Genomic DNA, 26,402 nt, shown 5'->3' on the forward strand with positions numbered 1-26,402 from the left:
ATCGTTTACGATTAAATCTTACACGATTTAATTTTATTTAGCAAATTTTATTAATTAAAAGGGAAAAGAGTGAGGGCTTGTCCGATTTGATAAAAATCTGCGAACAGGAGGAGTACTGTTCGCACAATGATTACCAGCGTAACGCAATTAACAGGTCGCAGCAATCGCCCCCCATCTTGGAGTTTTCTAAGATAATTTGAATACCAGTTGGGGTAAAGCTTGTTTTTACCTTAATGGTGATACCCGTTGATTTAATTAACTCATTGACTTTTTTTTCGTCTGATTTTTGGGCAGCGCTCATTAGTTCATGAGAAAATTCCTTAGATTCTGCGAGTTTATTAACAAGTAAGTCAGCTTGTTGAATAAGTTGTTGAAATTTGTGCGCAGATTCTTCCAACTGTTGAGTATCCACGTCTGGGTACTGTCGTCTTTGGGGTTGGAACGGATAAGATGGCTGTATAGGTACTTGAATAGATGAAGGGAAGTTATGATAGGGCATAGTCGCAGTTCTAGGTGGTAAATAATATGGACTAACATAATAGGGATTCATATAATAATACAAAAGAGTTCCTCCTTCTGATGGACTTCTTTATTTTAACTAAAAAGGAACTGATCACATGATAAAGAACTGGAATAGAACATCATTCAAGTTCATTCATATCTTTGAATCAGCAAGTGATGAAACAATGATATAGTATGGTGAAAACTCCTAATGGTTACAAGGCGTCAGGTCTTTCCTTAAGTGCTTATTGGAAATAAAAAACACTGGTTAAGTCCAGTGTTTTTGGTATCAAGAGAATCATTAATATGCCTTATATTTCATGGGAAGGTAATTGTTGGATATGTTTTGTTTTAAAGTTCTTGAGATAGTGCGTACTAAGTAAATAAATTTCAATGAGTATGAGGATGACAATCATGATTGGTAATAGAACCAAAACGGGATTTTGTAAAAATTCTATGAATGAATAATCGTTCATTGGCAGTTTTTTTGTAAAGAAGAGAAACATGCCAAAGGTAAAAATTCTTGCCCATTGAGTGGGGAAATAGATAAACAATCCTTCTTTCCAGCCTAACTTTTTAATGCGTTGAATGGCACGAATGATTTCAATTATTTCAACGATAAGGAAAAGGGTAAAGGACGTAAGCCAAATCATCGCAATGAAGGTAGATGCTTCAACGTGAGATGTAATAATGGATACACCCGTAATCGACATGGCCCCATGGATAATGCAATTTGTATTTTTCCAGCTATCTGTTAAATCACTAGATAGATTTCTGTAATAACGAAATACAATTAGACACAGATTTAATAGGTAAAAAATGATACCTAATACAAGCAGAATGTTCGCGTATAATTGCGGGAAGGAAACACCATAGGCATGATAACCAGAAATGACAATGGACTGGGTAGCTACACATGGCAATAGTAACCCTCCATGAATGTTCTCCATAAATGAGGTAATATTTTGAAAAATAAATAGATAATTTCTAACAATTAAAACAACATATAAAAGCCACATGAATAGATTCATATATAAAAGAATATGTGATGTAACAAGGAATTCTTTGTCCGATAATAAAACGGTCATAATGGATGTTGCGGCAATCCAAGTTCCTATTGAAAAACTAGACAGAGGATCTTTTATATGTGAAGAAAAAAATTCCCCCTGCAGTAAATCGAATGTGTAGTGGATAATAACCCAATAGGAAATGCTTATGATAAAGTAAAATAAAATTTCATGTATCACTGGCGTACCGACACCTGTAAATATACCCTTCAACATAATTCCCATTGCCATAATGGGGGCCCCGGCTACGGTCGAAATATTCAGACGATCCACCTTCAAGTTAACAATAATGGCAAGCAGTAGAATAGTAATAAATAAAAGTAAAAAAGTCATTTTATTATCCCCAGTTGTTAATAGTTAATTTCATTTGTAAAGATAATTTCCACTATGTCGATATTTTTAATAGTATTATATACCATTTACACTATTTTTGAGAATAAATTACTTTTTCACTTTCACCTTGTTCAGTGTATTCCCAATCTATTAAGCTACAAATTAGTGTTAGCTAAATCAAAAAAGCGAACCGCTCATCCTGGACGGTTCACTTTTTTTAATGATTATCGAATTCGAGCCTTCCGAAACCCATCAACGATTGTGATAATTGAAAACACGACAAAGATAAGAATGACACCGCCAACTAACCATGCTGAAAATTGGTCTGGAAGCATTGAAAATAAATCCGCCATGTAGGTAACAAACTCCTGTCTTAATAGGTCTGAATCACTCATAATGAAAATAAATAAACCGGTAGCTAGGATCTCGTGGACTGTGTTCAGCACAGCTATTTTTTGAGTCCACTGACCTTTTAATAACTTATAGAGAGATAACGCGATTTCAATAACGATGACGACTAAAACAGCTGGCCAGTATGAAAGTAATACCTCTTGATTTATGGCGGGAACAATGAAATCTAGCCGGCCTCCACCTCCTTCATAGACACCGACTAAATGATCAGCATAAAAATATATACTTGCCCAAATTGCGGTCCATAGAAGACTTCCAAATACTTCACATTTCGTAATCCCCTTTTTCTTTGGAATATAAGGGATGTCTTTCAAATCATTAGGAGTCCAGGATTTCAAATTTATTGTTAACGGTTGATTGTCTTTATCTTTATCCACACGTTCAATTATGGCAAAGGTTACTGTTAACCAGAAAAAAACCTGAATACCTACTTCAATGAGCATCCATATACCTTTAGCAAAGATATTAATAAGAATATTCATCACAGCTTCTTCGCCAGTATAATCGACAAAATAAGTGGCGATCATCGAAATGAAAGCAACTGTACCAGCGATTGGTAAAATCATCTTTAACAAGGAGATGTATACATCAAAATATCTCGGACCAATAAGATGCATGGGTTGATCGCGATATCGGCTGGCTAACATGGCGGGACTCCCTAGTTTTTCTAGCGCCGATTTCACATCTTCCTCTGTATAATCATCTGGGAGCATATCCTCAATGGTTGATCTAAGTTCAAGTCCAATATCCTCACGATGTTTCTCCGGCAGCCTTCGAGTGACCTCTTGAATATAAATCTCAATTAGATTCATCGTCTTCCTCCCCTTTTAATAATCCGTACATTTCCTTAGAGCTCCTAATCCATTCCTTTTTCAGCTGTAAAAAAATCTCCATGCCATACTCACTTAAAACATAATACTTTCGCGGTCTGCTTTCAGACGTATCCCAGCTGCTCGTCACCAGCTCCTGTTTTTCTAAACGGCGCAGTAACGGATATAAGGTACTTTGGTCAATAGAAATTCCAGATTGTTCTAAAAGCTGAACAAGTGAATAGCCATACTGTGGTGTTCGTAATTGGCTAAGCACGGCTAATGTCAACGTTCCTCTTCTAAGCTCTGTTAATAAGGAATTTAATAATATACTCATTCACCCACCTCATTTATTAATACTATATGACATACACTATATGGTTTATACTATGTATCATACACTATTGTGGTTCCAGTAACAATTGAAAATAAGCAATATCATTATTTTTTACCTATGCAAAACGACTATGATAAGATGAGGGTTTGCTGATGGTGAAGGTATGGCAATCGTTCTGTGACATCGAGTGAAGTAGAGGTGGCTAACAACAAAAAAACAATGCTCTTCCTCAAGTAAATAGGGAAGGGGCATTGTTATGATAAATTTTCTACTATTAATTTGTATTTCCAGAACCGGTTAATTCTGGTTCTGCTTTTAACTGTTGATATATTTTTTCCACTAATTGATCAGAAGTATCCGCATATACATACTCACCATTTACGACTGCATATAAAATTTTAGCGCACTGATGACAATTCGTCATACAGCCATATGCGGTTGTTTCAATATTAAGCTCTTTCTCTATGATTTGACGGGCTTTTTTGGACCCATCTTTTCTTTCTAAATTCAGCATACAAAATTCAATTTTAGGGTTTTCCATTTTATTACACTCCAAATCTATTAGTTGTCACAGTTTTCAATCGTATGATTATTACTTATTTTCTTGTAATTGTAAGCCATTTAGCTTCATTTCACAATATTTTTAAAAGGAAAAGAGGGACCGTTCTCTCACTTCCATTATTTGTGTGAATTTTTTAGAAGTTGTTGACAATGATAATCAATATCATTTAGAATAGTAAATAAGTAAATGATAATCATTTTCAATTGAAAATAGACACTGCTAATTTTACTAATCTAATAAAAATGTAAATAGATAAATAGATAAATGGAGGAGATAGTTGTGAATTCGCTGTTGATTATTGGAGGAGATGATTTAGGTGTAATCCCGGATAAATTATCTTCCTATGGTTTTGACGAAATCTTACATACAAATGGAAGAAAAGTAAAAATGGTTAGCAAAAAGATTCCTGAACATATTAACTGTATCCTTGTTTTAACAGACTTTGTGAATCATAATTTATCAACCGTGATAAAGAAACGGGCTAAAACGAAATCAATCCCTATTTTCTATGCAAAGCGATCATGGTCTTCAATCCAACAAGCGTTCAAGGCAAGGAATGTAGGTTAAAAAAATTTCTGTTTTATTGAGAATAATTATCGATATCAAAGTGGTTTACAACGAGAATTTGAGAAGGAGGAATAGAATGTCGCTTGAGTTCCCTAATATAACAGTCAAAACAATAGCGTATGATTATTTAAAGTCCTTTATTAAGTGCCCTTATCCATTTTATTATCAGCATCTTTTATCATTCGATTCACGTCAAGTTACCTGGAAACAAGCAGTACAATCAGTTATTAATCATGTAATTGGGGATTATCAGCAACTGCCAATGCATGCGCAAAACCAAGTAAGTATCCTAGAATTGATTGATCAGTATTGGAAACGCGTTAATCCACTTTTGTTTGAATCAAAAGTCGACTTCTATCTTGTATTAGCAAAAACGACTGATCATTTACTGCAATTTCTATCACAAAAATCTTCGGTAAATCCATCATTATTTTTGTTTGGAAAATTTGAATGTTTAAACGAAGAACTTGAGAAAAGTCTTTCATTAACGATTGAAGTAGGCGAATGGTCAGCTCAATCTTTTACGATCAAAAAGTTTTTATTAGAAGCTGAGGAAGAGTTGATTCATTTATATAAGCTGCTTCTCGCTGTGTTTTCCTATTTGACATTAGGAAAGCTCCCAGAAAAAATTGAAATTATCACATTATTGGATGGTGACTGCCATACCTTTTCACCAACAATGAGACATGTAAAAGAGGGAACCGAGTATCTTCAATATATGAAAAATTTCTTCCAACATCCTAAGAGTAGTACTCATACTAAACCGCAAACTGAATATATTAGCTGTCCGTTTACGAACAAATGTATAGATGTATCAACTTTGACCAGCGAAACGAAGATTCCGTCTATAAATGATTTTCATTAATTATATTAACGAATAGTGTATAACCAGAAAGAATGATAAGGAGAGACGAGGATGTATCGACATTTTATTGTAAAAGAAACGTTTAAGCATAGAAAAGAATGTTTTTGTCCAAATCAAGCTCATGCACATGAAGTGCCCATTCATGAAGGCGATGTTATAGAAATCATCAATGATCGTAGATATATCGTTGATAAGGGTTGGTATTTTTTAATCAGTTTAAATAATTTATATGATTTCTATTTGTCATTAGAAGAATTGGAATATTATTACGCGAAAGGGGTTATTGAGTCAATCGCAGATGTTGAATTATCGTTAAATTACATACAATTTAAGATTGATGAAGCTTTGGATACAGGGGATGAAGAATTGTTTTGCCATTTTACACAGAAATATATTGAAACACGTGCATTAATGTTAAAAATTGAGAATTATGTACAAAAGGTCGCGTTATGACTTTGTATATAGGAGGATGTCATGAAAAGGTACCTCGGATGGGTGCGAGGCTACCTTTCCTAAAGAAATTTACCTTTTACAATGGAGATAAGGCTTTTGATTTTTCTACATGAATAAAAGCATCATACCGTTCAGAAAGCCGTGATGGAACATAATTACCATGGTGCTCATATTGCGGATGATAGACGACTCCGATGGCGCGATGTCCAATTACATCACGAAATACTTTTCTATTTTCTTCAGTAAACATCAGATATTGATTGGCAGCATTTGCCTTGTGCAGGACTTCTTCCCAGCTGCCGTCAGTCCCTTGTGGAACAGGCATGATTTCATGCGGGACTCCCCATTTTGTCGCAGCAATTACAGTTCCCTGATAGGTTCCAAAACCAATGGCATAAATGTTTTCACACCCGTATTTTTCACGTGTTAAATGTCCTACATTGACCAATCCCTCACTGGCCATATCTGTGGCCCTTGCATCTCCAATATGTGTGTTATGTTCCCAAACAATCCCTTTCGCATTTGTTCCATAGTATTGTCCGATATAATCAAGTGCCTCTGCCATATGGCGGTCACGAATATTCCAAGATTCATTATCATCGGTAATCATTGTATGGTAATAATGCTCGGCATTACTTGTTACGAGAGCATTAATTTTCATATTAAGCTCTGATTCAGAATCAGTTGAATCCATCTCCTTATTTCTCCAAATCGAATGTAATAGCTCTAACACCTCGTCGATGCAGTCTTCACCGTAAAAAGCGGCAGAAATTCCATACTTTTCGGGTTTTCGTTCAAACGGGTCAAAGCATTCAATTGCTTGGAGAGCTTTTTCCAGAGCAGGAGAGTTTCTTTTTTGTAGGAAGTCTACAATAGCCTCCATTGATTCCCATAAGCTGTATACATCAAGACCGTAAAAGCCGATTTTTTTTCCTGTTTGGGTTTGGTTATAAGAGTAGAGCCAATCAACCAGTTTAACGATTTCTTCGTTAGCCCACATCCATCCAGGCCAGCGGTTGAACGATTTCTTTAAGACATCCTCTGCAGAAGTATACTCTGGTGCCATGCCTTTTATGTAGCGGTTTACTTCGTAACAGGCTGGCCAGTCTCCTTCAACAGCTACAAATGAGAAATCATGCTCTTTTATAAGCTGCTTTGTTATGTCTGCACGAATCGTGTAAAATTCACTTGTACCATGACTAGCTTCGCCAAGCAGTACGTATTTTACTCGACTTGCTTCTGTGACTAAGGGAGTTAACTCTGATTCCGATGAAAAAGAAACAGCATATTTTTTAATCTCATCTACTATCTGGACTGTTTTAAGCATTTTTTTCACCTCTATACTGTAGTATGTGCAAAAAATAAAGCAAAAGAAACCGTCCATAAATTGGATGGTTCCTTTTGCTTTAGTGGGTATGTTACGCATTCGCATTTGTATGTGATAGTAAAAGCTTTGAGGAAATTAATCGTTTTCTAACAACGAGACCAACCCAAGAAGCAAGGGCGGCTTTTATAATTCCTACAATAATAAAAGGTGTAAAACCACTTGCGAAAGCAGCTGTCCAAGATAGGTCAGCGGATAGTTTCAACCATGCTGTTCCAAAAGCAAGTGTAATGAACATACCGATGATATTAGCGATTAAAGCATTTGTAAAAGTATATCCACGCTTTTCCATGTAGAAGCCAGTCATAAAGGCAGCTGGGATAAAACCAACTAAAAATCCTCCAGTTGGACCTACAAGTTTGGATATTCCTGCTGAAAACTCAGCAAAAACAGGAACGCCGGCAGAGCCAATAATTAAATAGAGTAGGACAGCAAGTGTACCATTTCGTGAGCCTAGAATCGTTGCGGCTAATCCAATGGCTAACGTTTGCCCTGTAATAGGAACAAGCGGCAGGGGGATAGTGATTTGAGCAAGAATCCCTATTATTGCTGCAAATAGGGCAATCGAAATCATTGATCTTAATTTTATTTGATCTTTTGTCATCAAGCAACTCTCCTTTATGTTAACTAAAAAATAAAATAGTTTACATTTAAACTATAAATTTGGCAGAAATATTTGTCAATAGATATTAATTAAAATGATATAAAAAGAACTTTGATTTTTTTTGAGAGCAAAGAGAGAGCATCCAGTTTTATCTGTTGCCCTCTCAGCCTATCTTTTTTTGGATTATACTTGATTTAGTACCTCAGCAAACTGCGAAACAGCGTCTCTAATTGATTCCTTTTTTAGATGGGCAAAGGTCAAGCGAACATATCCGTTCGGTGAGCCGTATACACTTCCAGGCATAAAGAGAATTTTATGTTTGATTCCCGCTTCAACTAGTTTCTGATCATCCACACTTTTGTTTAGTTTACACCATATAAAGAAACCGCCCTTTGGAATGGTAAATTCGATCTTATCACCCAACAAGTCTTGTAAAGCAGATAGCATTTCATTTCTTCTTTCTAATAGCTCTTGGCGAAGAAACTCAAGATGTTTTGGATATTCAGATGATTGTAACAAAAGATTGGCAATGATCTGGGGGAATACACTTAAGCCAAAATCTATTTGCTCGCGTGCATCTGCCAGTCGGTTTATGACTGATTGCGGACCAATCAGCCAGCCAATTCGTAAGCTTGAGCCAATGACTTTGGAGAGAGATCCTACATACAGAACATTTCCGTTCCGGTCAAAGGACTTAATTGGGCTGTGTTGCTCATTGTCAAAAGAAAGCAGGCTGACAGGATCATCTTCAACAATCGGTATACCCAGTTCAGCTGCTATTTCTAATACTTGAAGACGCCGTGTACTGCTTAGAATCGCACCAGTGGGGCTATGGTAGGTTGGATTTAAGAAAATCATCCTGATTTTATGTTTTTTGTACAAAGTCATAATATCGTCTGGATTCATTCCCTCTGAATCAACAGGCAGTCCAAAGATTCGGAGTCCTGCTGACTGAAACAGCGGCAATGAATAAAAGTAAGAAGGAGCCTCAATGGCAACTGCATCTCCTGGGTTTAGCAAACATTGTGTAATGAGATGAAGTGCCTGCTGAGCACCGGATGTAATAAGAACAGAAGAACTGGTTGTATGGATGTTATGATACGTCTTTACATAGGAAGCGATGGTTTCTCGAAGCGATAACAGTCCTTGCGGATGCTCATAGCCTAAATCCGTTGGAAAAGTATATTCAGAAAGAATGGATTGTAAATAATCCGTTGGAAACAAGTCTGAAGATAATTTTCCGCTTGCTAAATTATAGCCTCCTTCCATTACTTTTGCTTCACCCCGAATCCTTCTAATTAAAGGATAGGAGGGAATAAAGGAGCCGCCTTCAATATACTTTCGCCAATTTGTCACTCCTTTTGGCAGGATGCCCCATTTATGCGAGCTGACACGGGTTCCGCTGCCTTTTTTTCTTTCAACTAGTCCTGATGCCTGAAGTTCATCGTAAACATGTGCAATGGTCATCCGATTGACATTTAATTGCTGCGCTAATTTCCGTTCAGAGGGTAGGAGACTGCCAGGAGGATACTCACCGTAAGAGATTTTTTCTTCAATATATTCGAAAATTTGCTGATAAAGAGGTTTGTCAGCCTCTCGATCTACTTTCCATTCCATTTGATCTACCACCTCAGCCAATTCTAATTGTATAGTTATCTAATTGGATTATATCACGACCATCCAATTGGATGAGTACAAAGAGAATGATTTGATTTATGATGAAAATACATATTATCACAATAGCAATATTGGAAAGGAGATAGAAATGACTACATTTCGTACAAATCTAAGAGATTTACGCCAAAATCTAAATGTGAATACAGTAAGTGCCGGTCTAGTAGCAGCAATCTTTGGGTGCACAGGACCTGCGTTAATTATTATCGGCGGAGCAACAAATGGCGGATTGACTTATGCCGAAACCATTAGCTGGATCTTTGCCGTTTACTTTTTCAGCGGATTACTTGGTATGTATTTAGCAGTTAAATACCGTCAGCCGATTTCTGCTGCACATTCCATTGCAGGAGCCGTGTTAGTAGCAGGATCTTTAACACACTTTACAATTAGTGAGGCAGTAGGGGCCTATTTAGTTGCCCATGTCCTTGTTATTATACTTGGTGCATCTGGATTAATTGATAAAGTAATGAAACTAATTCCACTTCCAATTGTTATGGGTATGATTGTTGGTGTAATGATTCGTTTTGCAACAGATATGATTCACTCTGTTACTGTATCACCATTATTAGCTGGTACTGCCATTATCGTATTTATGCTTTCAACCCGGTTTTTGAAAAAGGTTCCGCCTGTTTTAACTGCGTTAATTGTTGCTGTTGTGTTAGCCGTTGTGACTGGTGCTTTTAAAGTTCAGAATGTTCAAGATACACTGATTTTACCGCAATTAGTTATGCCTGCATTTAGCATTGATGCTATTGTTTCAATCGGTATTCCGTTAGCCTTGCTCATTATTTGTACAGAAAATGCACAAGCAACAGGCGTATTAATGGCGCAGGGATATAAACCGCCTAATAATGCCATGGCATGGAAAGGTTCCATTATGGGACTTATAGGCGCTTTATTTGGCGGTCATGCAATTAATATCGCTGGACCTATGACAGCTATTTGTTCTTCAAAAGAAGTTGGAGAAAAAGAACGGCGCTACGCAGCATCATTTGCCAATGGATTTTTCTTTTCAACATTTGGCGTATTTGCATCACTAGTTGTTCCTTTTGTTATTGCTATGCCAAGTGTTATTGTTACTGTAATTGCTGGACTTGCGATGTTGGGCGTTTTAATCAATTCACTCAAAACGGCTTTTTCAGATACTAAATTTCAAATGGGGGCCTTTTTTGCCTTAATCATCGGAATGTCAGGCATTACCTTTTTTAACATTGGGGCACCGTTATGGGCCATTCTTGGAAGCTTATTAGTTTCTTTCTTGGTAGAGAAGGATCATTTCAAGGCAAAAGCAAAAGAAAACGCAGAAGCTGAAAAGATGAAAACGTTGAAAAAAGGTAAAGTGGAAACAACGGCTTAATAAGAGAAAGACGGTTAGATTTAGTACCTAATCGTTACTTGAATATAAAGAAATCTCTGATTCATTCGGAGGTTTCTTTTTTTCATGGTCAAGTGTTGATGGTACAATGAAGAACAAAAGTGGAATTGACAGGAGAGTGATCCATTGGATTCAAAAGAGAAATGGAATAGCAAATATAAAGAACGACTGTTGAAGAATGAAGAACCGCTGCCAAACAAAAGATTAGAGGAATTGTCCACTTATCTAAATGGAGGAGAAGCTCTTGATCTGGCCTGCGGTCTTGGAGGAAACAGCATGTTTCTAGCCAATATAGGCTATCAGGTAGAAGCTGTGGATATCTCTGATAAGGCCATAGGCTATCTTCAATTACAGTCTGAAAAAAAGCAGCTTGCCATTCATCCGAGAATGGCCGATTTAACAGACAGGTGGAGTCTTAATTATTTGAAGAATTCATTTGATTTGGTGGTTATCACATATTACTTGGATCGATCCCTTTTTCCTATGGTCAAAACGATTTTGAAGGAGAATGGATATTTTTTTATGGAAACGTTCTATCTTTCACCGACTAATGAACAAAAGGTGTCTAACCAATACAAATTGAAACCAAATGAACTTCTTAAGGAGTTTGGAAATTGGAATGTTCTTTTTTATGAAGAAAATGAATGGGAGGGGAGACAAACCATTTTTTGCCGAAAATCATTTAGTGGCAAGTAGAGTTAGCAAATAGAATAGGGAGGAATTGATCCTCCCTACATTCATTCAGTTTCACGAGCAACTGCTTTATTCTGTCGGTTATTCTTGCTTTTTGTCATAAACAACCAGGTTAGAAAACTTAACAAACTAATAATTGAAATCATACTTCCTAGCACTAAGCCTTCTGGTATAAATTTCAATTCAACATCATGTGTTCCATTTTCCAGCTTTAGGCCAAGAAAACCGCCAAGCTTTTCAACCGGAACTTTTTCTCCATTGACTTTGGCGTTCCAGCCTCGATCGTATGGAATAGAAAAGAAGAGCATATTATCCGTTTTTGCTGTGATTGTCCCTTTCATAGTTGTATCCGAATAGTCTGTTACTTGAAAGGCTTGCTCTCTCATTTCTTTCATCCGTTTTTGAAAGGAAGGAATATCTAATCCGTAAAATAACCGATGGGTTAATTGTGTTTCAGGTACCAAAAATTCAATTTTAACTTTGCTTATTTCATCTGAAAAAGCACCTAAATCTAAAACTCTTTCGTAGTGAGCGTTTGGGTAAATACCAATTGATTTTCCGTTCACATAAATATTTGTTTCCCCAAAACCTGCAAACCCTTTTCCTGCCGATAACAATGTATAGAGCTGCTGCTCTCCTGAGATAGGAAAGGTCATCTCGATATACCCTTCATCATTCGGATTATTCTTCTTCACATAGAGCATTTGTCCCTCTTTCTTAACCGAGAGATTATGGTAGATGGTTTTTTCTGGTGCTAATTTTTTAAAATAGTCTTTCGTTCCGCCTAAAAAGAGATTTTGATTAACAAAAGCAGCTTCCTCTTTTCTCTGAAGTTTAAATTGTTCTGCTTCCATCATAAAACCAATGGGTAGAGCGTCTTTATTTTTATATATACAGGAATTCATCACACAAAGCTCTTTTGTATAGCCATGCTTATTCACTTTCTGCTCAGAAAGGGCATATTTAAAGCCTAATAGGGCGTCAGAAGCTAAAATCCCGTTATTTTGCGCTAGTGAACGGACTCCAAGGGTTGTGCTGTAGCCTAAGTGATACATAAAATCATGCAAGGTTCCATTTGATAATGTATTAAAATTATTCATCCCTTTATATTGGTAGCGTAGCGAATCATTTGCGGTCATTCGAATGGAAGAATTTAGACGGTAAAAAGTAGAATCTTTCTCGCCTAATTTTTTTATTGCCTCGTGAAACCCAGGTGTAGAAATATTGTATTCATTTCTTGAATAACTATAGCCCGGATAGCTATTTAGTGTTTTTACCTGTTGGTAAGCATTTAAACTAATATCCATTAGTATGGCTAATAGAATCATCCATGTTGCTATTGCCCGATATGTTAATTTCGATTCCCTTAAGTAGAGTAAAAAGCAAAAAAGAATGAGGAAGAGGGCATTCACAATCGCTTTCATTATGGACATTTGCTCGGGTTCAAATTCGGTTAGCAGAATTAAGATACAAATGGCGCTAAATGAGACTTTATATAAAGAAGGCAACTCTTCTGAATCAAAGATCATCAACACTCTAAAGGCAAGATAAATAACAAGGAAAGAGAAGACAAATCCAAATCGATGCAGATAACCTGTCGGTGATTCAAAAGCATGCCAAATGATGTTTAAGCCATGTATCTGAAAGCTTAATATTAAGCCTAATAATAATATAAAGTAAATCATCTTTTCCTTCACCTTGATTTTCTTGCTTATAAAAAATAAAGGAAATAACAATAAAGTGAACAGCCCGCTATATATATTTGGCCGGTCTAACAAGTGCACTCCGCTATTAAAGGGTTTTGCTAGCAATTCAAAAAAACGCACATCAATCAAAAAGAGACTGTTCCAATCGAATGGCTGGTACTCATTTGTATTTAATTGAAGATAGGTAGGGATGATTATAAAGGCAGAAATCCCAAAAGCAACGACTGTACAGAGTATGAAATTCATACAATCAACAAGAATAGATTGAATCGTAATGGTATCCTGTAACAAGATTTTTGCTATAAAGTATAAAAAAGCAAACAGACCTACAATATAGGCCATATAAAAGTTGGATATAAATAGCAAGCTTAAGCTGACAATAAAAAGCCAATAACGCTTCTTAAATAGTTGGTCAATCCCGAGCAGGACAAGCGGTAATACATACAGACTATCGAGCCACATAATGTTAAAGAAATATCCGATTGTAAATGACATTAACGCATACATTGATGAAAACATGAGTGCGTTCAGATTCTGTCGTCCTTCTATTTTGATTAAATAACTACACATCGTTAAACCGGCAAGTCCAGTTTTCGTCAAGGTCATGAGAATAAAGGCTTCTGGTAAATGAGTCTGAGGGAGTAAAAAAATGAGGATTGAAATCGGACTTGAAAGATAGTAAGCAAAGGTTCCCCAGAAATTAAGCCCCATTCCAGATTCCCATGAATAGAAAAGGTTCCCGTCACCTTTCGCAACATCATAAAGATGATGATAAAATGGCAGATATTGTGTAAATTGATCGGCCATTAATAGTGAGTGAGCGCCAAAAGGATAGACCTTCAACAGAATAAAAACGAATCCCAATAAGAAAAATGGAATGAAAAACGCAGCGAAATATATTCGAAATTTAGTAAAAAAAGTAAACATATTTTCCTCCAAGTCTAAAAAAACTTGCCGGTTTATCATAAATATTTATTCGTGTGTTAAGTGTAACTTTATTATTCTATACAATTATTCAAGATTCTAACCATAGGGTGGGAACTGTAAAGAATGAAAAGGTGGAAAATTATAGAATTATCCTGTCTTTTCATTTATGATTATGATGAATACATATATAGAAGGAGTAAGGATTATGAATCTAGAACAATTAGAATCTGTAAGAGCAACTTTATTGCAGCACCCAATTTATCGAGAAATCACATCACCTGAAAGAGTCAGGGTTTTTATGAAGCATCATGTGTTTGCTGTTTGGGATTTTATGAGTTTGTTAAAAAGGTTACAAAGATCTGTCACTTCCGTGGATGTGCCTTGGTTTCCATATGAAAAACCATTGTTTTCCCGTTTAATCAATGAAATTGTCGTGGCAGAAGAATCGGATATAGATGGAAAAGGGGGATATACGAGTCATTTTGCTCTCTATTTAGAAGCGATGGAAGAATGCGGTGCAGATGCGGAAATTTTCCATTCCTTTTTACTGCCGCTGAAAGAAGGGAAAGATTATCAAACGGTATTAGCAGAAAATGACCGTCTCCCTGAGAGTATTAAACAATTTGTTTCTTTTAATTTAGATGTAGCGACAAATGGGGAGCTCTATGAAGTGGCAGCCGCCTTTTTCTATGGTCGGGAGGGGTTGATTCCTGAAATGTTCAAACCACTAGTAGATTCACTGCAACATACAGGTGCTTCAAGTGAAAGGTTAGTATTCTATTTAAATAGACATATTGAAGTGGATGAGGACCACCATGGCCCGCTGGCAGAAAAATTATTACTCGAATTATGTGAAGGGAATCCGGAAAAACTGAACAGAGCAAATGAAATTGGGAAAAAATGTTTAGAAGTTCGATCTAAGCTTTGGGATGGCGTATTAAAGGAAATTAAAGAAAGAAAGCTATAAGGTACACTAGCCAAAATATAATTGCTTAGTTGCTAACCGTTTTTCTATGCTGCTCTAATCGGAAATAACAATATAAAAAAGGATTACTCATCATTTTGAGTAATCCTTTTTTATAAAATATGTAAGTAACACCGTGCGCCTGTTCTCGATAGGAACATCCAAGCGTTACTTGTAAAGGTAAGCTCGAACTAGGCGACCCTGCGGCACATGGAAAAGACTACTTATGGCTGCTTCCTTCCGGACCTGACCAGTTTCATAGGTATCCATTGCGCAGGACCCAATTGTCAACACCACTTTTACAAGGCAGACCTTACATGTTCAGACCTTAAACAGGCATTCAACCCCGCTATGGCGGATTGCGGGTTACAGGGCACCGCCAACTCCCCGTCTAGCACGGTATGTATAAAATACAACATACCTATGTTTAGTTTGACTCTAAGATGACTTCGGCTCATGAAATGGCTGTAAGCCAGGTTCTGTTCCTGCGTGCTCAAACGATGCCAATCTCGCACTGCAGGTGTAGTCATATGACTATCGATTAGATACCATCGATCCATCCCTTTGGTTCATAGTTCCCGCAGGATGGTGCCCCTACCTTAGTTTGGGTTGCTCGCTCGTGGGGTTTACCTCGTTCCATTTCTTCCGTTTCCAGAAGAACTCCGTCACTGTGGCACTTTCAGGATACTCTCAGCATATCCTCGAGAAGAGGACTTAGCGTGATTTTTCCGCCGTCAGAGAATGAATCTCTGCCCACCTTTGCAGATGGCACGAACACTCCGGGCATCTCAGCACCGGGCGAGCCTGGACTTTCCTCAACTCATGTGGAACATGAGCCGCGACTACTCACCATTTCATGTTTTGTTGCTCATCTCTTACATGTATTAATTTATCATAGTTTACCGTACGGAGTCTCTAGTGTATCACTCCCAGAGATGGAATATAGTGGGCTTAATGAAATTTAATCATTTTTAATGACTTCTCTTTCATTTATAGGCTGAACAGGACGATGATTATCAGGAAAAATAGTTTTAAATGCTTGAATTTGATTAGTAGACATGTAAATGGGCTGTTCCAATACAACCCACTTTACACCTTCCGTACATGGGGGTGTTGTTAATGAGCCTTTATAATGGAAGGCTGTTTTATTTTGTGGCAGTAGAGCATTTAGGTCGATTGGTTCTTTTACAATCGCCTTTTCTGACTCTTTCTTAGGTAATACATTCCAAGCAGGTGCAAGCTTTTCATTTTCATTTCCTTCATGAATCATGATTCCGAGGACAGCCAGCTTTCCGTAAGGATCTTTATGGACAAGATGCATCTCCATAGGAAAACTTTTACCGTTAAACTGATGTTCGCTAGGGGTATGGAAATGAAATTGTTCCAAGGCATATTCTTTACCATTTAAGCCGAGTATGTTTCTTCTTGTTATAGGGTTTGCTTGTATCGTATAACCGGTGTTTTCAATTGTATAGAGTATTGGTTCATAATGTATGGTGATATCTTCTGTTTCTGTCGCATCAGGATTTTTTATATGGGAAGATTCAATGTTTATTGGTGATTGTTCCTTTCCTTTGCTGCATGCAGAATAAACAGAATTTAACCCTCCCCAATGTTCAGGACCGGTTTTTCCTTCATACGACCATTCTTCAGCATGGCTTCCATTCGCTTCTTTTACTTCCGTTTCCACATGACTAGCCGTTTGTTCTACCTTCACATCATAACTATTTTCTGTTATAGGTACCGTTTGCTCTGTACAAGCAGTTAATAAAAAGCTACTTAACAATAAAACAAAAAATAAATGTGTAATTTTCTCCTTCACTGTGTAATCCTCCTTTTGAGCAGGGATCCATTTAATCGCAACACAAGTCATTATTCGTACTACACTCTTTTTTTATTCAGAAAACAGAGTAGGGGAGGTAAAAATAAAAAAAAGCCTAGACGATTGTCTAGGCTTTTTTTTATCGCAAGTCAGCTTCAGCTGGCTGCTTCTTCAACATCTTTTTCAGTTTCTTGCAGCTGATTGAATACTTCCCTCAATGCACTAGTTTCCTCATCAGTTAGCGGGATTAATGGTAAACGAACACCGCCAACAGGGACACCAGCTAAATTTAGGGCTGTTTTGACAGGTGTTGGATTTGGAGCTGCAAATAATGCCTTCATAATTGGTAAAAGGTTACGGTGCATTTCAGCAGCCTTTTGATGATTTCCACTCATAAAATGTTTAATCATCTTCTGCATTTCTTTTCCTATCACGTGAGAAGCAACCGAAATGACACCCGTTCCACCAATTGATAATACAGGTAATGTGACGCCATCATCACCACTGTATAGTGAAAAACCATCCGGAGTCTGTCTGATAATTTCAGACATGGCATCTAAATTTCCACTTGCATCTTTAATTGCTGTAATATTAGGAATCTGAGCTAGACGAACAGTCGTTTCTACAGTCATATTAATGCCAGTTCGTCCTGGGATGTTATAAAGCATAACCGGTAATTCTGTGGACTCAGCAATTGCTTTAAAATGTTGATATAATCCTTCTTGTGATGGTTTGTTATAATATGGAACAACAAGCATAACACCGTCAACACCTGCTTTTTCAGCAAGCTTTGTAAGGTGAATAGATTCTCTCGTGTTATAAGAACCTGTACCGGCAATAACCGGAATTCTTCCATCTACAACTTCTACGACAAATTTGAATAACTCAACTTTCTCCTCTGTTGTTAATGTAGGAGATTCACCAGTAGTACCGGCTACCACTAGACCTTCCGTACCATTCGCAATTAAATAATTCACCAAATTTCTTGTAGCGTTAAAATCAACCTCACCATTTTGATCAAATGGGGTTACCATTGCAGTTAATAATTGTCCGAAATTCATTACTTCTCCACTTCCTTTTAATTTTTTTAAAAATTAGAGGGAGAAGGCCACTTGATTAGTAAACGCAAAAAGCAGCACCGAGGGTACGCTGCTGCAGTAGAAACATAAACGTAAAAACGTTCCTGTGCGTAAGATAGCCCTCCATATAGATACCTATATGACAGTTCTGTATTTATTCAATAACAGAACCAGCCTCAAGAAGAATGAGATTCTATCAGCTTCGGCAAATTCCCCTTTCCACAATCTTCAACAGATCTCATTATCCTCCTATTGTGTACTTATGGTCTTTGCGCCTCTATCCTTACTTCAAAAGTTTTGAAATAAGAAATTATGTAATTAATTAAAATAATATAACATTTTGCGTTCAATTGCAATGAAAAGTAAGTAATAATTTCTCTTTTTTACATTTGAAGCGGATATACCACAATAAGTTGCATCTTCACGCAAAAACTTTTCGGTTCAGACTAATGCTTTTTTGTGTAAACTCAATAGTAAGGACATGAGAAAAGAGGGGGGAGGACAATCAATGGAATCAGCGAACGAACAGAATTGGATATATGAAATCATTGCCAATCACACGCTAGATATCATATTAATAGTGAATCAACAGCGAAATGTATTATATGCAACACCTTCATTTTATGAGATTTTCGACAGTACTCTTGATGAGTTAAGAAACAGGGATGTATTTAATGGCTTACTACATCCAGATGACAGACAATATATGGAAGAAAGACATGAAAAACTTCTCGAAACAGGAAGACCTTCATCCACAGAATATCGAGTGATAGATAAATTCGGTGTTATTAGATACTTTGAATGTAAAACAACACCTCTACCTAATACGGAAGATTATCTTCAAGTGGTAGCCATTAGAGATATATCAGAAAGAAAAAAGATGGAGATGGAGCTTGAAAGGAGAAAAAAACGGTATGAATTCTTGCAAGATAGCCTTAAAATTTTTTCCCAAGATCTTACTTCCGTGATGAAAGTTTCTGATCTTGAAATTAGATTAGTGAAAGAAATAAAATTTATAATACCAGGTGCTGAACCCGCCATTCACATCTTAGAAAGTGAAAATCCAATAGAAACAAGCTTACCTCCATTAACCTTGAAAGAATCAGAAAGATTAGATAATAAGATTTACTTCAAAATAGGTGAACAGAATGGCAGAGCTTATATCCTGTCCTTAAATGAATCGTCAACTATGGAAAAGATGGATTTCATTTGGCTTGAAACATTGGTCTGTTATTCCGTAATGGTATTTGAAAATCTAAATATAATGGAAAATTTAATGAACCAATTAAAAGCAGCTTTGCAAAGTAAGGAAACTCCACAGTGGGTCTTAAGACTATTGTTCAATCTACAGGAACAACAACGTTTACAGTTATCAAGTGATTTGCATGATACAGTATTGCAGGATCAAATTGATTTATTCAGAAGGCTGGAAGTACTCAAATACCGAAAAGACATCAAGCTGGAATTAATCGAAGCGCTTTCGGGGATTGAGCAAGGATTACTTGACTCGATACATCAAATTCGCAGGACTTGCAATGAACTGCGGCCTCCATTTTTAAGGGAACTTGGTCTTGAAAAGGCTTTAGAAAACTTATTTGAATACACTCAAATCTCATCAACTTTTAAAATTACATTTCTTACAAAAAACCCAAGTCAGTTATCCTTAAATGAAGAAATAACAATTGGAATCTATCGCATCATCCAGGAATTATTGAACAATGCAGCTAAGCATTCTAAGGCTTCATTGCTAGATTTTGAGATGAGAATAAATGAAACTCTACAAATCTTCTATTGTGATGATGGGGTGGGCTTACCTCTAGAAAAATTAAAGCCGTCTTTTCACAGCATGGGGTTATCGAGTATAAAGCAACGGGTTCAAAGTCTAAATGGCCAAATAGAATTTAAGTCAAAGCCAGGGAAAGGGTTAAAAGTGATGATTGAATTTCCAATTCTGTTATTAGGAGATGTATGAGAGATGATAAATATACTGATTGTTGATGATCACTTATCAATCATTGAAGGAACAAAAGTACTTTTAGAGCAAGAGCCTGATTTTCAAATAACGGTGGAGAATAGTTCATTGAAAGCAATAGATGAGATCAAGCTTCATGACTATGATGTATTGCTGTTTGATTTATATATGCCTCATATTAATGGACTAGAGCTGACCAAACAAGCTTTAGCCTATAACTCTGACTTGATTATTTTAATCTATACTGGATTTGACATCAAACCACATTTTAATTTATTGGTGGAAGCTGGGGCCTCTGGATTTTTATCAAAGACGTCATCAAGAGAAGAACTTGTTGCAGGGATAAGAGCAGCCTTACGCCAGCAAGTAATCTTACCACTTGCTTTGGTAAGAGAATTACGTAGACCGGGAATTATTACTAGTGGAAAGAACGAACAAGAAAAAGTGATTCTCACAGAATTAGAAGAAAGGATTCTAAGCGAACTAGCCAAAGGTAAAAGTACAAGAGAAATTTCTTCGACTTTAGCCATGAGTCAAAGATCTTTAGAATATAATTTAACTTCGCTTTACCAAAAGTTTGGAGTTAGAACAAGAGTTGATACGGTCGTAAAAGCTAAAAAGTTAGGATTAATACCAGAAGAAGAATTGAAGTGAACATTCATGGAACATATGAATTTTTTTTGTTAAATCATGTTCAGATAACATGATTTTTATTTATACTTTATATAAATAAATGATTGAAAATTCAAAATATCAAATGTGTGGTGATGGGATGGAGAATCCAAACAATTTCGGGTGGGAATTTGAGACCATAGCAAAGCATACATTGGACATCATTATTATCATAGACGAGAATCAGAAGGTTCGTTATGTTACCCCATCTTTTCGAACCATTTTTGGATTGGATCCTGAAGTCTTTGTAGGGGAAAATGTATTTGATCCGGTCCATCCGGATGATAAAGAAAATCTAATGGAAGCACACAGACAAGTGTTAAAATTACAAATTCCTAAAACAAATGAATACCGAGTGTTTGATGCTAATGGAGAAATTAAATATTTTGAATCACGAGTTATGCCTGTTCCCCATCATCCTGATCGACTTGCCGTTGTTACGATTCGTGATATTACTGATCGTAAAATGATGGAAAATGAACTGAAAACTAGAAAGAATAGATACGAAGAATTACAAAATAGTTTAAAAACTTTCTCACAGGATCTTTCTTCGGTTATGAAATTATCTGATCTTGAGGAAAGACTAATAAAAGAAATTACTTTTATTTTTCCACATTCTAAACCAAATATATTGAAATTTCATCGAGAAAAACAAAAAGTGGAGGGAAGGCTGTATTCAGCTGTGGAGGCTCAACTGTCTCAATTAGCGATGGGGAAAATTGAGCATATATCAGATAAAATCCATATCAGAATTGGTGATCGAAGAGAATACTCATTTATATTAGTATTACATTCCCCATCTATAAACGAAGAGATGGACTCAATCTGGCTTGAAACATTGATTTGTTTTACAGTAATGGTTTTTGAAAATTTAAATGTAATTGAAAATCTAATGAACCGGTTGGAAGAAATTATGCAAAGTAATGAAACACCACAGTGGGTTTTAAGACTGTTATTTAACCTTCAAGAACAACAACGTCAAAATCTATCTAGTGATTTGCATGATACCATTTTACAGGATCAAGTTGATTTATTTAGAAGGCTGGAGGCGCTCCAAAAACAAAAAGAAATACAATATGAATTAAAAAATCAACTGAAAGAAATCGGTCAGGGCTTGCTGGATACCATACATCAAATTCGTATGACTTGTAATGAATTACGGCCTCCTCTCTTAAAAGAACTGGGACTTGAACGTGCATTAGAGAATTTATTTGAATACACGCAGCTTTCATCGACTTTTAAAATTATGTTTGAAACCGATATGACCAATAGTTTGATGATAGATGAAGAATTAACAATCGGAATCTATCGAATCACACAGGAACTGCTTAATAATGCAGCGAAACACTCAAAGGCCTCTATGCTGCATTTTCAAATGAGTACACAAGATACGTTGAAAATTTACTACTATGATGATGGTGTCGGTTTTGAAAGAGAAAAATTGACTCCTACATTTCATAGTATGGGATTAACGGGTATTAGACAGCGTGTACAAAGTCTAAATGGAAAAATTGAGTTTGATTCTGTCCCTGGTCAGGGTGTAGCCATTAGTATGGACTTTCCAATTCAGATTTCTTAAAAGTTTCCGATAGATAAATCTTAAAACTCAAACCTTAACTAAATGCGTTAAGGTTTTTTTCTGTATAAGAATTGAAAATACTTGCGGTGGGTCCCGAAGAATCTGCGGGGAATACACGAAATATCTGCGGGAGTTACTCTTAATGTCTGCGGATTGGAAGAGGTGAAAACGCCGTAAAATGAGATTAATCAATACATCAGTGAAACCTTAGTTGTAAAAATAAACGGCTCATAAATAAAGAGGAAGGAGGTTTAAGGTTTAACATTCCAGTTTATGATTTAACGTTTAAAAAAAACGGAGAGTGAGGATCATTCTATGCAAAAAAAAGGGATTTGGAAGAAAATAAGATCGTTTTTGCTTTATTCTTTACCCCTTCTTTTATTCTTATTGACTATTGGTTTTGTTTATCAGGAGATTGGTGAATCGAGAGCTCAAAAAAAATACACAGCGGTAGGAGAGACATACGATATCTACGGTAAGAAGATGCATATTTATACAGGTGGTAAAGGAAGTTCCACCGTGGTTTTTCATGCTGGGTCAGGAACACCAAATCCGTATGTAGATTTCTCCACGCTTTACGATAGAATCGGTCATGAAACAAAGTACGCCGTTATTGATCGATTTGGTTATGGCTATAGTGATTTATCCAATCGTAAACGGGATATTGATAATATCGTAGATGAAAATCGTAAGCTGTTGCAAGAATCCGGGCAAAAGCCACCATATATTTTAGTCGGACACTCATTAAGTTCCCTAGAGGTCATTCGTTATGCTCAAAGGTATCCGGAAGAAGTGAGCGGGATTGTTCTATTGGACGGCGGAAACCCAGAGTATTATTCCAAACAAAAACCACTGACCTTCTTTTCACATGTACTCCAATTTTTGCGAACGACCGGTTTATTTAGATTCGTTTATGAAATAAATGAGGGATTTTTCATAAGTGGACGCAATAACCTGAAGTTTGTTCCGAATGAATTAAAAGAGATTGATCAGGCATTCACCCTTCTTAAAATGGGTAATAAAAATGTAACCGATGAACTGCGGCAAGCTCAAAAAAATGCAACAAAAGTATTGAAAGCGAATAATGGTTTAGCGATGCCAATTATCGTTTTGACAGCTGACAGTTTTGGTGAAATCAAACAAGATTGGCTTGAAAGTCAAAAAGAATTAACTAAGTGGTCTTCTGCAGGAAAACAGATTGTTGTAAAAGACTCACAGCATTATATCCATCACTATCGACCAGGCTTCATTGCAGAAGAAATACTGAACTTGGTAAAAGAATAAAAAATTCGGAGGTAAGGATATGAATTCCATACAAAAAAAGTCAGGTAAAAAGAAAATGATGATTCTGTCTATCGTTGGTGTATTATTTTTGTCCCTTATTGCTGCGTTTATATTTGCGCCAAAAGGAAAAGGTGCTTTTGAAGAAGAAAAAGCTGAAAAAGCGGACATTACAACATACTACAGCTTTACTGGTGCAGTAGAAGCAACAAGGAAGCAAAATGTTATCAGTCAGAAGGAAATGCATATTGAAGAGGTTTTAGTGAATGAAGGAGATTTGGTGAAAACGGGAGATGTATTGTTGCGGAATGCAGAAGGAGAGGAAATAAAAGCTGAAATCGATGGAGAGGTGGCTAAAGTATTCACGAAAAATAATTCACATGCTTTAAAAGGGTCACAGCTAATGGATATTGTCGATTACAGTCATTTACTGATTAAAGTAAAAGTTGATGAATATGACCTAAAATACGTTGCAGTTGGTCAAATGGTAGATGTTAGGATGAACGCTCTGGAAAAGAACATGAAGGGTACAGTTCAATCTATTTCAAAGGAAGCGATAAATGAAAATGGAATTTCGTACTTTACAGCCATGATTGATTTCAAGGAAGACCCTGCTGTTCGACTAGGAATGAGTGCGGAAGTGAAGATTTTAAAGCAAAAAGCAGTTGATGTTACGACTATATCAATGAAAGCCATTCAGTTCGATAGTAAAAACAAACCATATATTTTAAAGGTCTCTGAAAAAGGTGAACCAGAAAAACAATATGTAGAAATAGGGATCCATGATGGGACGATCATTGAAATTAAGAGTGGAATTCGTATAGGGGAAGTGGTGATGGTTCCGAATACAACCTCGGAGAATAGTGGAGCTGCTGCTTCGATGCACGGGGGAGGTAATTCATAATGAATAGACAAATTCTTAAAATGGATCAAATAACAAAAACCTTTCACATGGGTGAAGAGGAACAAACAGTATTAAATCATATCAACCTGACCGTAAATATTGGAGATTTTGTAGCCATTCTAGGACCATCGGGATCAGGTAAAACGACACTCATGAATATTGTTGGATGCTTGGATACTCCGACAAGCGGACAGTATATCCTTTCCAATCACCAGGTAGACACATTAGATGAAGCGAAGTTGGCTTCTATTCGAAACAAGGAAATTGGATTTGTTTTTCAGCAATTTCAATTACTTCCGCGATTGAATGCATGGCAAAATGTAGAACTACCCCTTGTTTATAGAGGACTGCCGGAAAAATTACGTAAGGAGCGTGCTAAGGAAATGCTTCAAAAGGTGGGTCTTGCTGATAAATTACGAAACCGGCCCAATCAGCTCTCAGGTGGTCAACAGCAAAGAGTGGCTATAGCAAGAGCGATGGTTACAGGGCCGACTATATTGCTGGCAGATGAACCGACTGGGGCATTAGATCAAAAAACGGGTCAACAGATCATGAAGCTTTTTCATGAGCTCCATAATGAAGGAAAAACAATTATTATGATTACACATGATAAAGAGATTGCTCAGCATGCAAGCAGGATTGTTCATATTTTGGATGGTCAGCTTAGCGAGGAGTGTGTGTGATGTTTAAAGAAAATGTAAAGATGGCCTGGATGAATGTAATCCACAACAAAATGCGGTCTGCCCTAACGATTCTTGGGATTGTAATAGGAGTTAGTTCGATTATAGCGCTGATTACCATTGTAAAAAGTTCAACAAATGAGATGACAAACGAGTTCGCTTCCTTCGGTGCAGATAAAATCACGGTACAGGCGATGGGAACTCCGCTCAAACAAGGACTTATTGAAAGTGACATTCAAAAGTTGGGTGATATTGAAAATGTTGCTGGAGTTTCGCCAACTACTTCAGGTAAAACAACCATAGTCAGCTCTAGGGGTGAGAAAACAAATGTAACCGTTCAAGGCAAAAATGAGGTGTATTTTTCAAGAACAAAGGACCTTGTAGAGTCTGGAAGGGGTATAAACATACTAGATGTCAAAAATAAAAATCAAGTTTGTTTGATTGGATCAGATATTACAAGAGGTTTGTTCTATGGAGAGAATCCTATTGGTCAAAAGCTGATCATTGGTAGTTCTACTTACACTGTTATTGGTATTTTACAAGAGTCAGATTCCTTTTCGAGTTCATCTACAAATGATGCCGTTATCGTCCCATATACCGCGTCGATGAGTTTACTTGGGTCAGGATATATATCCAGTGTTGATGTGTACATGGAAAATTCAAATGAATCGGAAAAAGTAACAAAAGAGATTGAATCAGTATTAAATGAAGCATTTAATGATAAAAAAGATGGGTTTTCCGTCATGAATATGCAGGATATGCTTACATCTATCAAGAAGATGACCAGTATGCTGTCACTTATGCTTGGAGGAATTGCTTCCATATCTCTAATAGTGGGCGGTATTGGGATAATGAATATGATGCTTGTGTCTGTTACAGAAAGGACAACAGAAATTGGTTTGAGAAAGGCTTTGGGGGCTGAACCTAAAAGGATTCAACAACAATTTTTAATTGAAGCGGTGTTTCTATCCCTTTTTGGTGGTTTTATTGGACTAATGCTCGGAACATTAGTTGCCTATATCGTGTGTTTGCTAATCGGAACATCATTTGCACTTTCGGCTTCGACAGTACTGTTGGCACTGGGATTTTCAGCAGCAGTTGGCATACTCTTTGGAATTGCACCTGCGAGAAAGGCTTCTAAGTTGAATCCGATTGATGCATTGAGAAGTAGTTAGTCATTG

At 36.7% G+C, this 26,402-nt stretch carries 24 protein-coding genes, 2 other RNA genes and 1 riboswitch; of the genes, 13 read left to right on the plus strand and 13 right to left on the minus strand.

Going from position 1 to position 26,402, the window contains the following annotated elements:
• Positions 1–130: 130 nt before the first annotated feature.
• The 5 genes from F4V44_RS16470 to F4V44_RS16490 all read right to left on the minus strand — a co-directional run bounded on the left by F4V44_RS16470 (position 131) and on the right by F4V44_RS16490 (position 3,999).
• On the minus strand, positions 131–562 hold the full coding sequence (locus F4V44_RS16470) for a hypothetical protein (RefSeq protein WP_150441112.1): 432 nt from the start codon (positions 560–562) through the stop codon (positions 131–133).
• A gap of 250 nt (positions 563–812) precedes the next feature.
• The gene (locus F4V44_RS16475; RefSeq protein ID WP_150441113.1) at positions 813–1,901 is read right to left on the minus strand and encodes a TDT family transporter; all 1,089 of its coding nucleotides are present in this window, start codon (positions 1,899–1,901) and stop codon (positions 813–815) included.
• Between the two features lie 224 nt (positions 1,902–2,125).
• A complete protein-coding gene (locus tag F4V44_RS16480) occupies positions 2,126–3,124 on the minus strand; it encodes an HAAS signaling domain-containing protein (protein WP_150441114.1) in 999 nt (332 codons plus the stop codon).
• Complete coding sequence (locus F4V44_RS16485; protein ID WP_150441115.1) at positions 3,111–3,458, minus strand: PadR family transcriptional regulator; 348 nt, start codon at positions 3,456–3,458, stop codon at positions 3,111–3,113. Before F4V44_RS16485 ends, F4V44_RS16480 begins: the two co-directional genes overlap by 14 nt.
• A 274-nt stretch (positions 3,459–3,732) precedes the next feature.
• The gene (locus F4V44_RS16490; protein ID WP_150441116.1) at positions 3,733–3,999 is read right to left on the minus strand and encodes a DUF1450 domain-containing protein; all 267 of its coding nucleotides are present in this window, start codon (positions 3,997–3,999) and stop codon (positions 3,733–3,735) included.
• Positions 4,000–4,299: 300 nt separating this feature from the next.
• On the opposite strand from F4V44_RS16490, the gene F4V44_RS16495 reads away from it, so the two are divergent.
• The 3 genes from F4V44_RS16495 to F4V44_RS16505 all read left to right on the plus strand — a co-directional run bounded on the left by F4V44_RS16495 (position 4,300) and on the right by F4V44_RS16505 (position 5,905).
• The gene (locus tag F4V44_RS16495; RefSeq protein WP_150441117.1) at positions 4,300–4,587 is read left to right on the plus strand and encodes a DUF2325 domain-containing protein; all 288 of its coding nucleotides are present in this window, start codon (positions 4,300–4,302) and stop codon (positions 4,585–4,587) included.
• Positions 4,588–4,663: 76 nt separating this feature from the next.
• Entirely contained in the window at positions 4,664–5,452 is a 789-nt protein-coding gene (locus tag F4V44_RS16500; protein WP_150441118.1) for a hypothetical protein, read from the plus strand.
• Between the two features lie 51 nt (positions 5,453–5,503).
• Positions 5,504–5,905, plus strand: a complete 402-nt coding sequence (locus tag F4V44_RS16505) for an IDEAL domain-containing protein (protein WP_150441119.1) — start codon at positions 5,504–5,506, stop codon at positions 5,903–5,905.
• Between the two features lie 76 nt (positions 5,906–5,981).
• Here the strand turns inward: F4V44_RS16505 and F4V44_RS16510 are convergent, their stop codons facing one another.
• The 3 genes from F4V44_RS16510 to pdxR all read right to left on the minus strand — a co-directional run bounded on the left by F4V44_RS16510 (position 5,982) and on the right by pdxR (position 9,510).
• On the minus strand, positions 5,982–7,232 hold the full coding sequence (locus tag F4V44_RS16510; protein ID WP_150441120.1) for an erythromycin esterase family protein: 1,251 nt from the start codon (positions 7,230–7,232) through the stop codon (positions 5,982–5,984).
• Between the two features lie 91 nt (positions 7,233–7,323).
• Complete coding sequence (locus tag F4V44_RS16515) at positions 7,324–7,893, minus strand: biotin transporter BioY (RefSeq protein WP_150441121.1); 570 nt, start codon at positions 7,891–7,893, stop codon at positions 7,324–7,326.
• Positions 7,894–8,076: 183 nt separating this feature from the next.
• Positions 8,077–9,510 (minus strand): MocR-like pyridoxine biosynthesis transcription factor PdxR, encoded by a 1,434-nt coding sequence (pdxR, locus tag F4V44_RS16520; RefSeq protein WP_150441122.1) that lies wholly within the window; start codon positions 9,508–9,510, stop codon positions 8,077–8,079.
• A gap of 148 nt (positions 9,511–9,658) precedes the next feature.
• On the opposite strand from pdxR, the gene F4V44_RS16525 reads away from it, so the two are divergent.
• Positions 9,659–10,924, plus strand: a complete 1,266-nt coding sequence (locus F4V44_RS16525; protein WP_150441123.1) for a benzoate/H(+) symporter BenE family transporter — start codon at positions 9,659–9,661, stop codon at positions 10,922–10,924.
• Between the two features lie 144 nt (positions 10,925–11,068).
• Positions 11,069–11,638 carry a class I SAM-dependent methyltransferase gene (locus F4V44_RS16530; RefSeq protein WP_150441124.1) on the plus strand — a complete coding sequence of 190 codons (570 nt, stop codon included), beginning with the start codon at positions 11,069–11,071 and terminating at the stop codon, positions 11,636–11,638.
• Between the two features lie 41 nt (positions 11,639–11,679).
• Here F4V44_RS16530 and F4V44_RS16535 read toward each other — a convergent pair whose 3' ends face one another.
• Positions 11,680–14,268, minus strand: coding sequence for a YfhO family protein (locus F4V44_RS16535; protein WP_191090728.1), 2,589 nt, complete (start codon positions 14,266–14,268; stop codon positions 11,680–11,682).
• Positions 14,269–14,473: 205 nt separating this feature from the next.
• On the opposite strand from F4V44_RS16535, the gene F4V44_RS16540 reads away from it, so the two are divergent.
• A complete protein-coding gene (locus tag F4V44_RS16540; RefSeq protein WP_150441126.1) occupies positions 14,474–15,235 on the plus strand; it encodes a DUF3050 domain-containing protein in 762 nt (253 codons plus the stop codon).
• Positions 15,236–15,366: 131 nt separating this feature from the next.
• Here F4V44_RS16540 and ffs read toward each other — a convergent pair.
• The 4 genes from ffs to dapA form a co-directional block, all read right to left on the minus strand.
• Positions 15,367–15,632, minus strand: an RNA gene (gene ffs / locus F4V44_RS16545) — signal recognition particle sRNA large type.
• A 63-nt stretch (positions 15,633–15,695) separates the two neighbouring features.
• An RNA gene (gene rnpB, locus F4V44_RS16550) (RNase P RNA component class B) lies at positions 15,696–16,086 on the minus strand.
• A 107-nt stretch (positions 16,087–16,193) separates the two neighbouring features.
• On the minus strand, positions 16,194–17,054 hold the full coding sequence (locus tag F4V44_RS16555) for a carbonic anhydrase (RefSeq protein WP_223881934.1): 861 nt from the start codon (positions 17,052–17,054) through the stop codon (positions 16,194–16,196).
• Between the two features lie 155 nt (positions 17,055–17,209).
• Complete coding sequence (gene dapA, locus F4V44_RS16560) at positions 17,210–18,115, minus strand: 4-hydroxy-tetrahydrodipicolinate synthase (RefSeq protein WP_150441128.1); 906 nt, start codon at positions 18,113–18,115, stop codon at positions 17,210–17,212.
• A 126-nt stretch (positions 18,116–18,241) separates the two neighbouring features.
• Positions 18,242–18,421: riboswitch (Lysine riboswitch) on the minus strand.
• 220 nt (positions 18,422–18,641) lie between these two features.
• Between dapA and F4V44_RS16565 the strand changes: the two genes are divergently transcribed.
• From F4V44_RS16565 to F4V44_RS16595, 7 genes are all read left to right on the plus strand, one after another.
• The gene (locus F4V44_RS16565) at positions 18,642–20,105 is read left to right on the plus strand and encodes a PAS domain-containing sensor histidine kinase (RefSeq protein ID WP_150441129.1); all 1,464 of its coding nucleotides are present in this window, start codon (positions 18,642–18,644) and stop codon (positions 20,103–20,105) included.
• 3 nt (positions 20,106–20,108) lie between these two features.
• On the plus strand, positions 20,109–20,759 hold the full coding sequence (locus F4V44_RS16570) for a response regulator transcription factor (protein ID WP_150441130.1): 651 nt from the start codon (positions 20,109–20,111) through the stop codon (positions 20,757–20,759).
• Between the two features lie 118 nt (positions 20,760–20,877).
• Positions 20,878–22,356 carry a PAS domain-containing sensor histidine kinase gene (locus tag F4V44_RS16575; RefSeq protein ID WP_150441131.1) on the plus strand — a complete coding sequence of 493 codons (1,479 nt, stop codon included), beginning with the start codon at positions 20,878–20,880 and terminating at the stop codon, positions 22,354–22,356.
• Between the two features lie 315 nt (positions 22,357–22,671).
• Positions 22,672–23,640 carry an alpha/beta hydrolase gene (locus F4V44_RS16580; protein ID WP_150441132.1) on the plus strand — a complete coding sequence of 323 codons (969 nt, stop codon included), beginning with the start codon at positions 22,672–22,674 and terminating at the stop codon, positions 23,638–23,640.
• Positions 23,641–23,659: 19 nt separating this feature from the next.
• Positions 23,660–24,541: an efflux RND transporter periplasmic adaptor subunit gene (locus F4V44_RS16585; protein ID WP_150441133.1), complete on the plus strand. Its 882-nt coding sequence runs from the start codon at positions 23,660–23,662 to the stop codon at positions 24,539–24,541.
• A complete protein-coding gene (locus F4V44_RS16590) occupies positions 24,541–25,224 on the plus strand; it encodes an ABC transporter ATP-binding protein (protein ID WP_150441134.1) in 684 nt (227 codons plus the stop codon). The genes F4V44_RS16585 and F4V44_RS16590 overlap by 1 nt, the downstream gene beginning before the upstream one ends.
• Complete coding sequence (locus tag F4V44_RS16595; protein ID WP_150441135.1) at positions 25,224–26,396, plus strand: ABC transporter permease; 1,173 nt, start codon at positions 25,224–25,226, stop codon at positions 26,394–26,396. Before F4V44_RS16590 ends, F4V44_RS16595 begins: the two co-directional genes overlap by 1 nt.
• The last annotated feature ends 6 nt before the right edge of the window (positions 26,397–26,402 follow it).

It is taken from the genome of Niallia endozanthoxylica, assembly GCF_008710145.1.
GTDB lineage: Bacteria > Bacillota > Bacilli > Bacillales > Cytobacillaceae > Bacillus_BD > Bacillus_BD endozanthoxylica.

Bases quoted from the DNA above. Each gene is read 5' to 3' on its own strand.
- F4V44_RS16535 (WP_191090728.1), bottom strand. From the start codon at position 14,268: ATGTTTACTTTTTTTACTAAATTTCGAATATATTTCGCTGCGTTTTTC.
- F4V44_RS16540 (WP_150441126.1), top strand. From the start codon at position 14,474: ATGAATCTAGAACAATTAGAATCTGTAAGAGCAACTTTATTGCAGCAC.
- dapA (WP_150441128.1), bottom strand. From the start codon at position 18,115: ATGAATTTCGGACAATTATTAACTGCAATGGTAACCCCATTTGATCAA.
- F4V44_RS16570 (WP_150441130.1), top strand. From the start codon at position 20,109: ATGATAAATATACTGATTGTTGATGATCACTTATCAATCATTGAAGGA.
- F4V44_RS16490 (WP_150441116.1), bottom strand. From the start codon at position 3,999: ATGGAAAACCCTAAAATTGAATTTTGTATGCTGAATTTAGAAAGAAAA.
- F4V44_RS16585 (WP_150441133.1), top strand. From the start codon at position 23,660: ATGAATTCCATACAAAAAAAGTCAGGTAAAAAGAAAATGATGATTCTG.
- F4V44_RS16480 (WP_150441114.1), bottom strand. From the start codon at position 3,124: ATGAATCTAATTGAGATTTATATTCAAGAGGTCACTCGAAGGCTGCCG.
- F4V44_RS16505 (WP_150441119.1), top strand. From the start codon at position 5,504: ATGTATCGACATTTTATTGTAAAAGAAACGTTTAAGCATAGAAAAGAA.
- F4V44_RS16500 (WP_150441118.1), top strand. From the start codon at position 4,664: ATGTCGCTTGAGTTCCCTAATATAACAGTCAAAACAATAGCGTATGAT.
- F4V44_RS16595 (WP_150441135.1), top strand. From the start codon at position 25,224: ATGTTTAAAGAAAATGTAAAGATGGCCTGGATGAATGTAATCCACAAC.
- F4V44_RS16525 (WP_150441123.1), top strand. From the start codon at position 9,659: ATGACTACATTTCGTACAAATCTAAGAGATTTACGCCAAAATCTAAAT.
- F4V44_RS16475 (WP_150441113.1), bottom strand. From the start codon at position 1,901: ATGACTTTTTTACTTTTATTTATTACTATTCTACTGCTTGCCATTATT.
- F4V44_RS16485 (WP_150441115.1), bottom strand. From the start codon at position 3,458: ATGAGTATATTATTAAATTCCTTATTAACAGAGCTTAGAAGAGGAACG.
- F4V44_RS16575 (WP_150441131.1), top strand. From the start codon at position 20,878: ATGGAGAATCCAAACAATTTCGGGTGGGAATTTGAGACCATAGCAAAG.
- F4V44_RS16510 (WP_150441120.1), bottom strand. From the start codon at position 7,232: ATGCTTAAAACAGTCCAGATAGTAGATGAGATTAAAAAATATGCTGTT.
- F4V44_RS16565 (WP_150441129.1), top strand. From the start codon at position 18,642: ATGGAATCAGCGAACGAACAGAATTGGATATATGAAATCATTGCCAAT.
- F4V44_RS16580 (WP_150441132.1), top strand. From the start codon at position 22,672: ATGCAAAAAAAAGGGATTTGGAAGAAAATAAGATCGTTTTTGCTTTAT.
- F4V44_RS16515 (WP_150441121.1), bottom strand. From the start codon at position 7,893: ATGACAAAAGATCAAATAAAATTAAGATCAATGATTTCGATTGCCCTA.
- pdxR (WP_150441122.1), bottom strand. From the start codon at position 9,510: ATGGAATGGAAAGTAGATCGAGAGGCTGACAAACCTCTTTATCAGCAA.
- F4V44_RS16590 (WP_150441134.1), top strand. From the start codon at position 24,541: ATGAATAGACAAATTCTTAAAATGGATCAAATAACAAAAACCTTTCAC.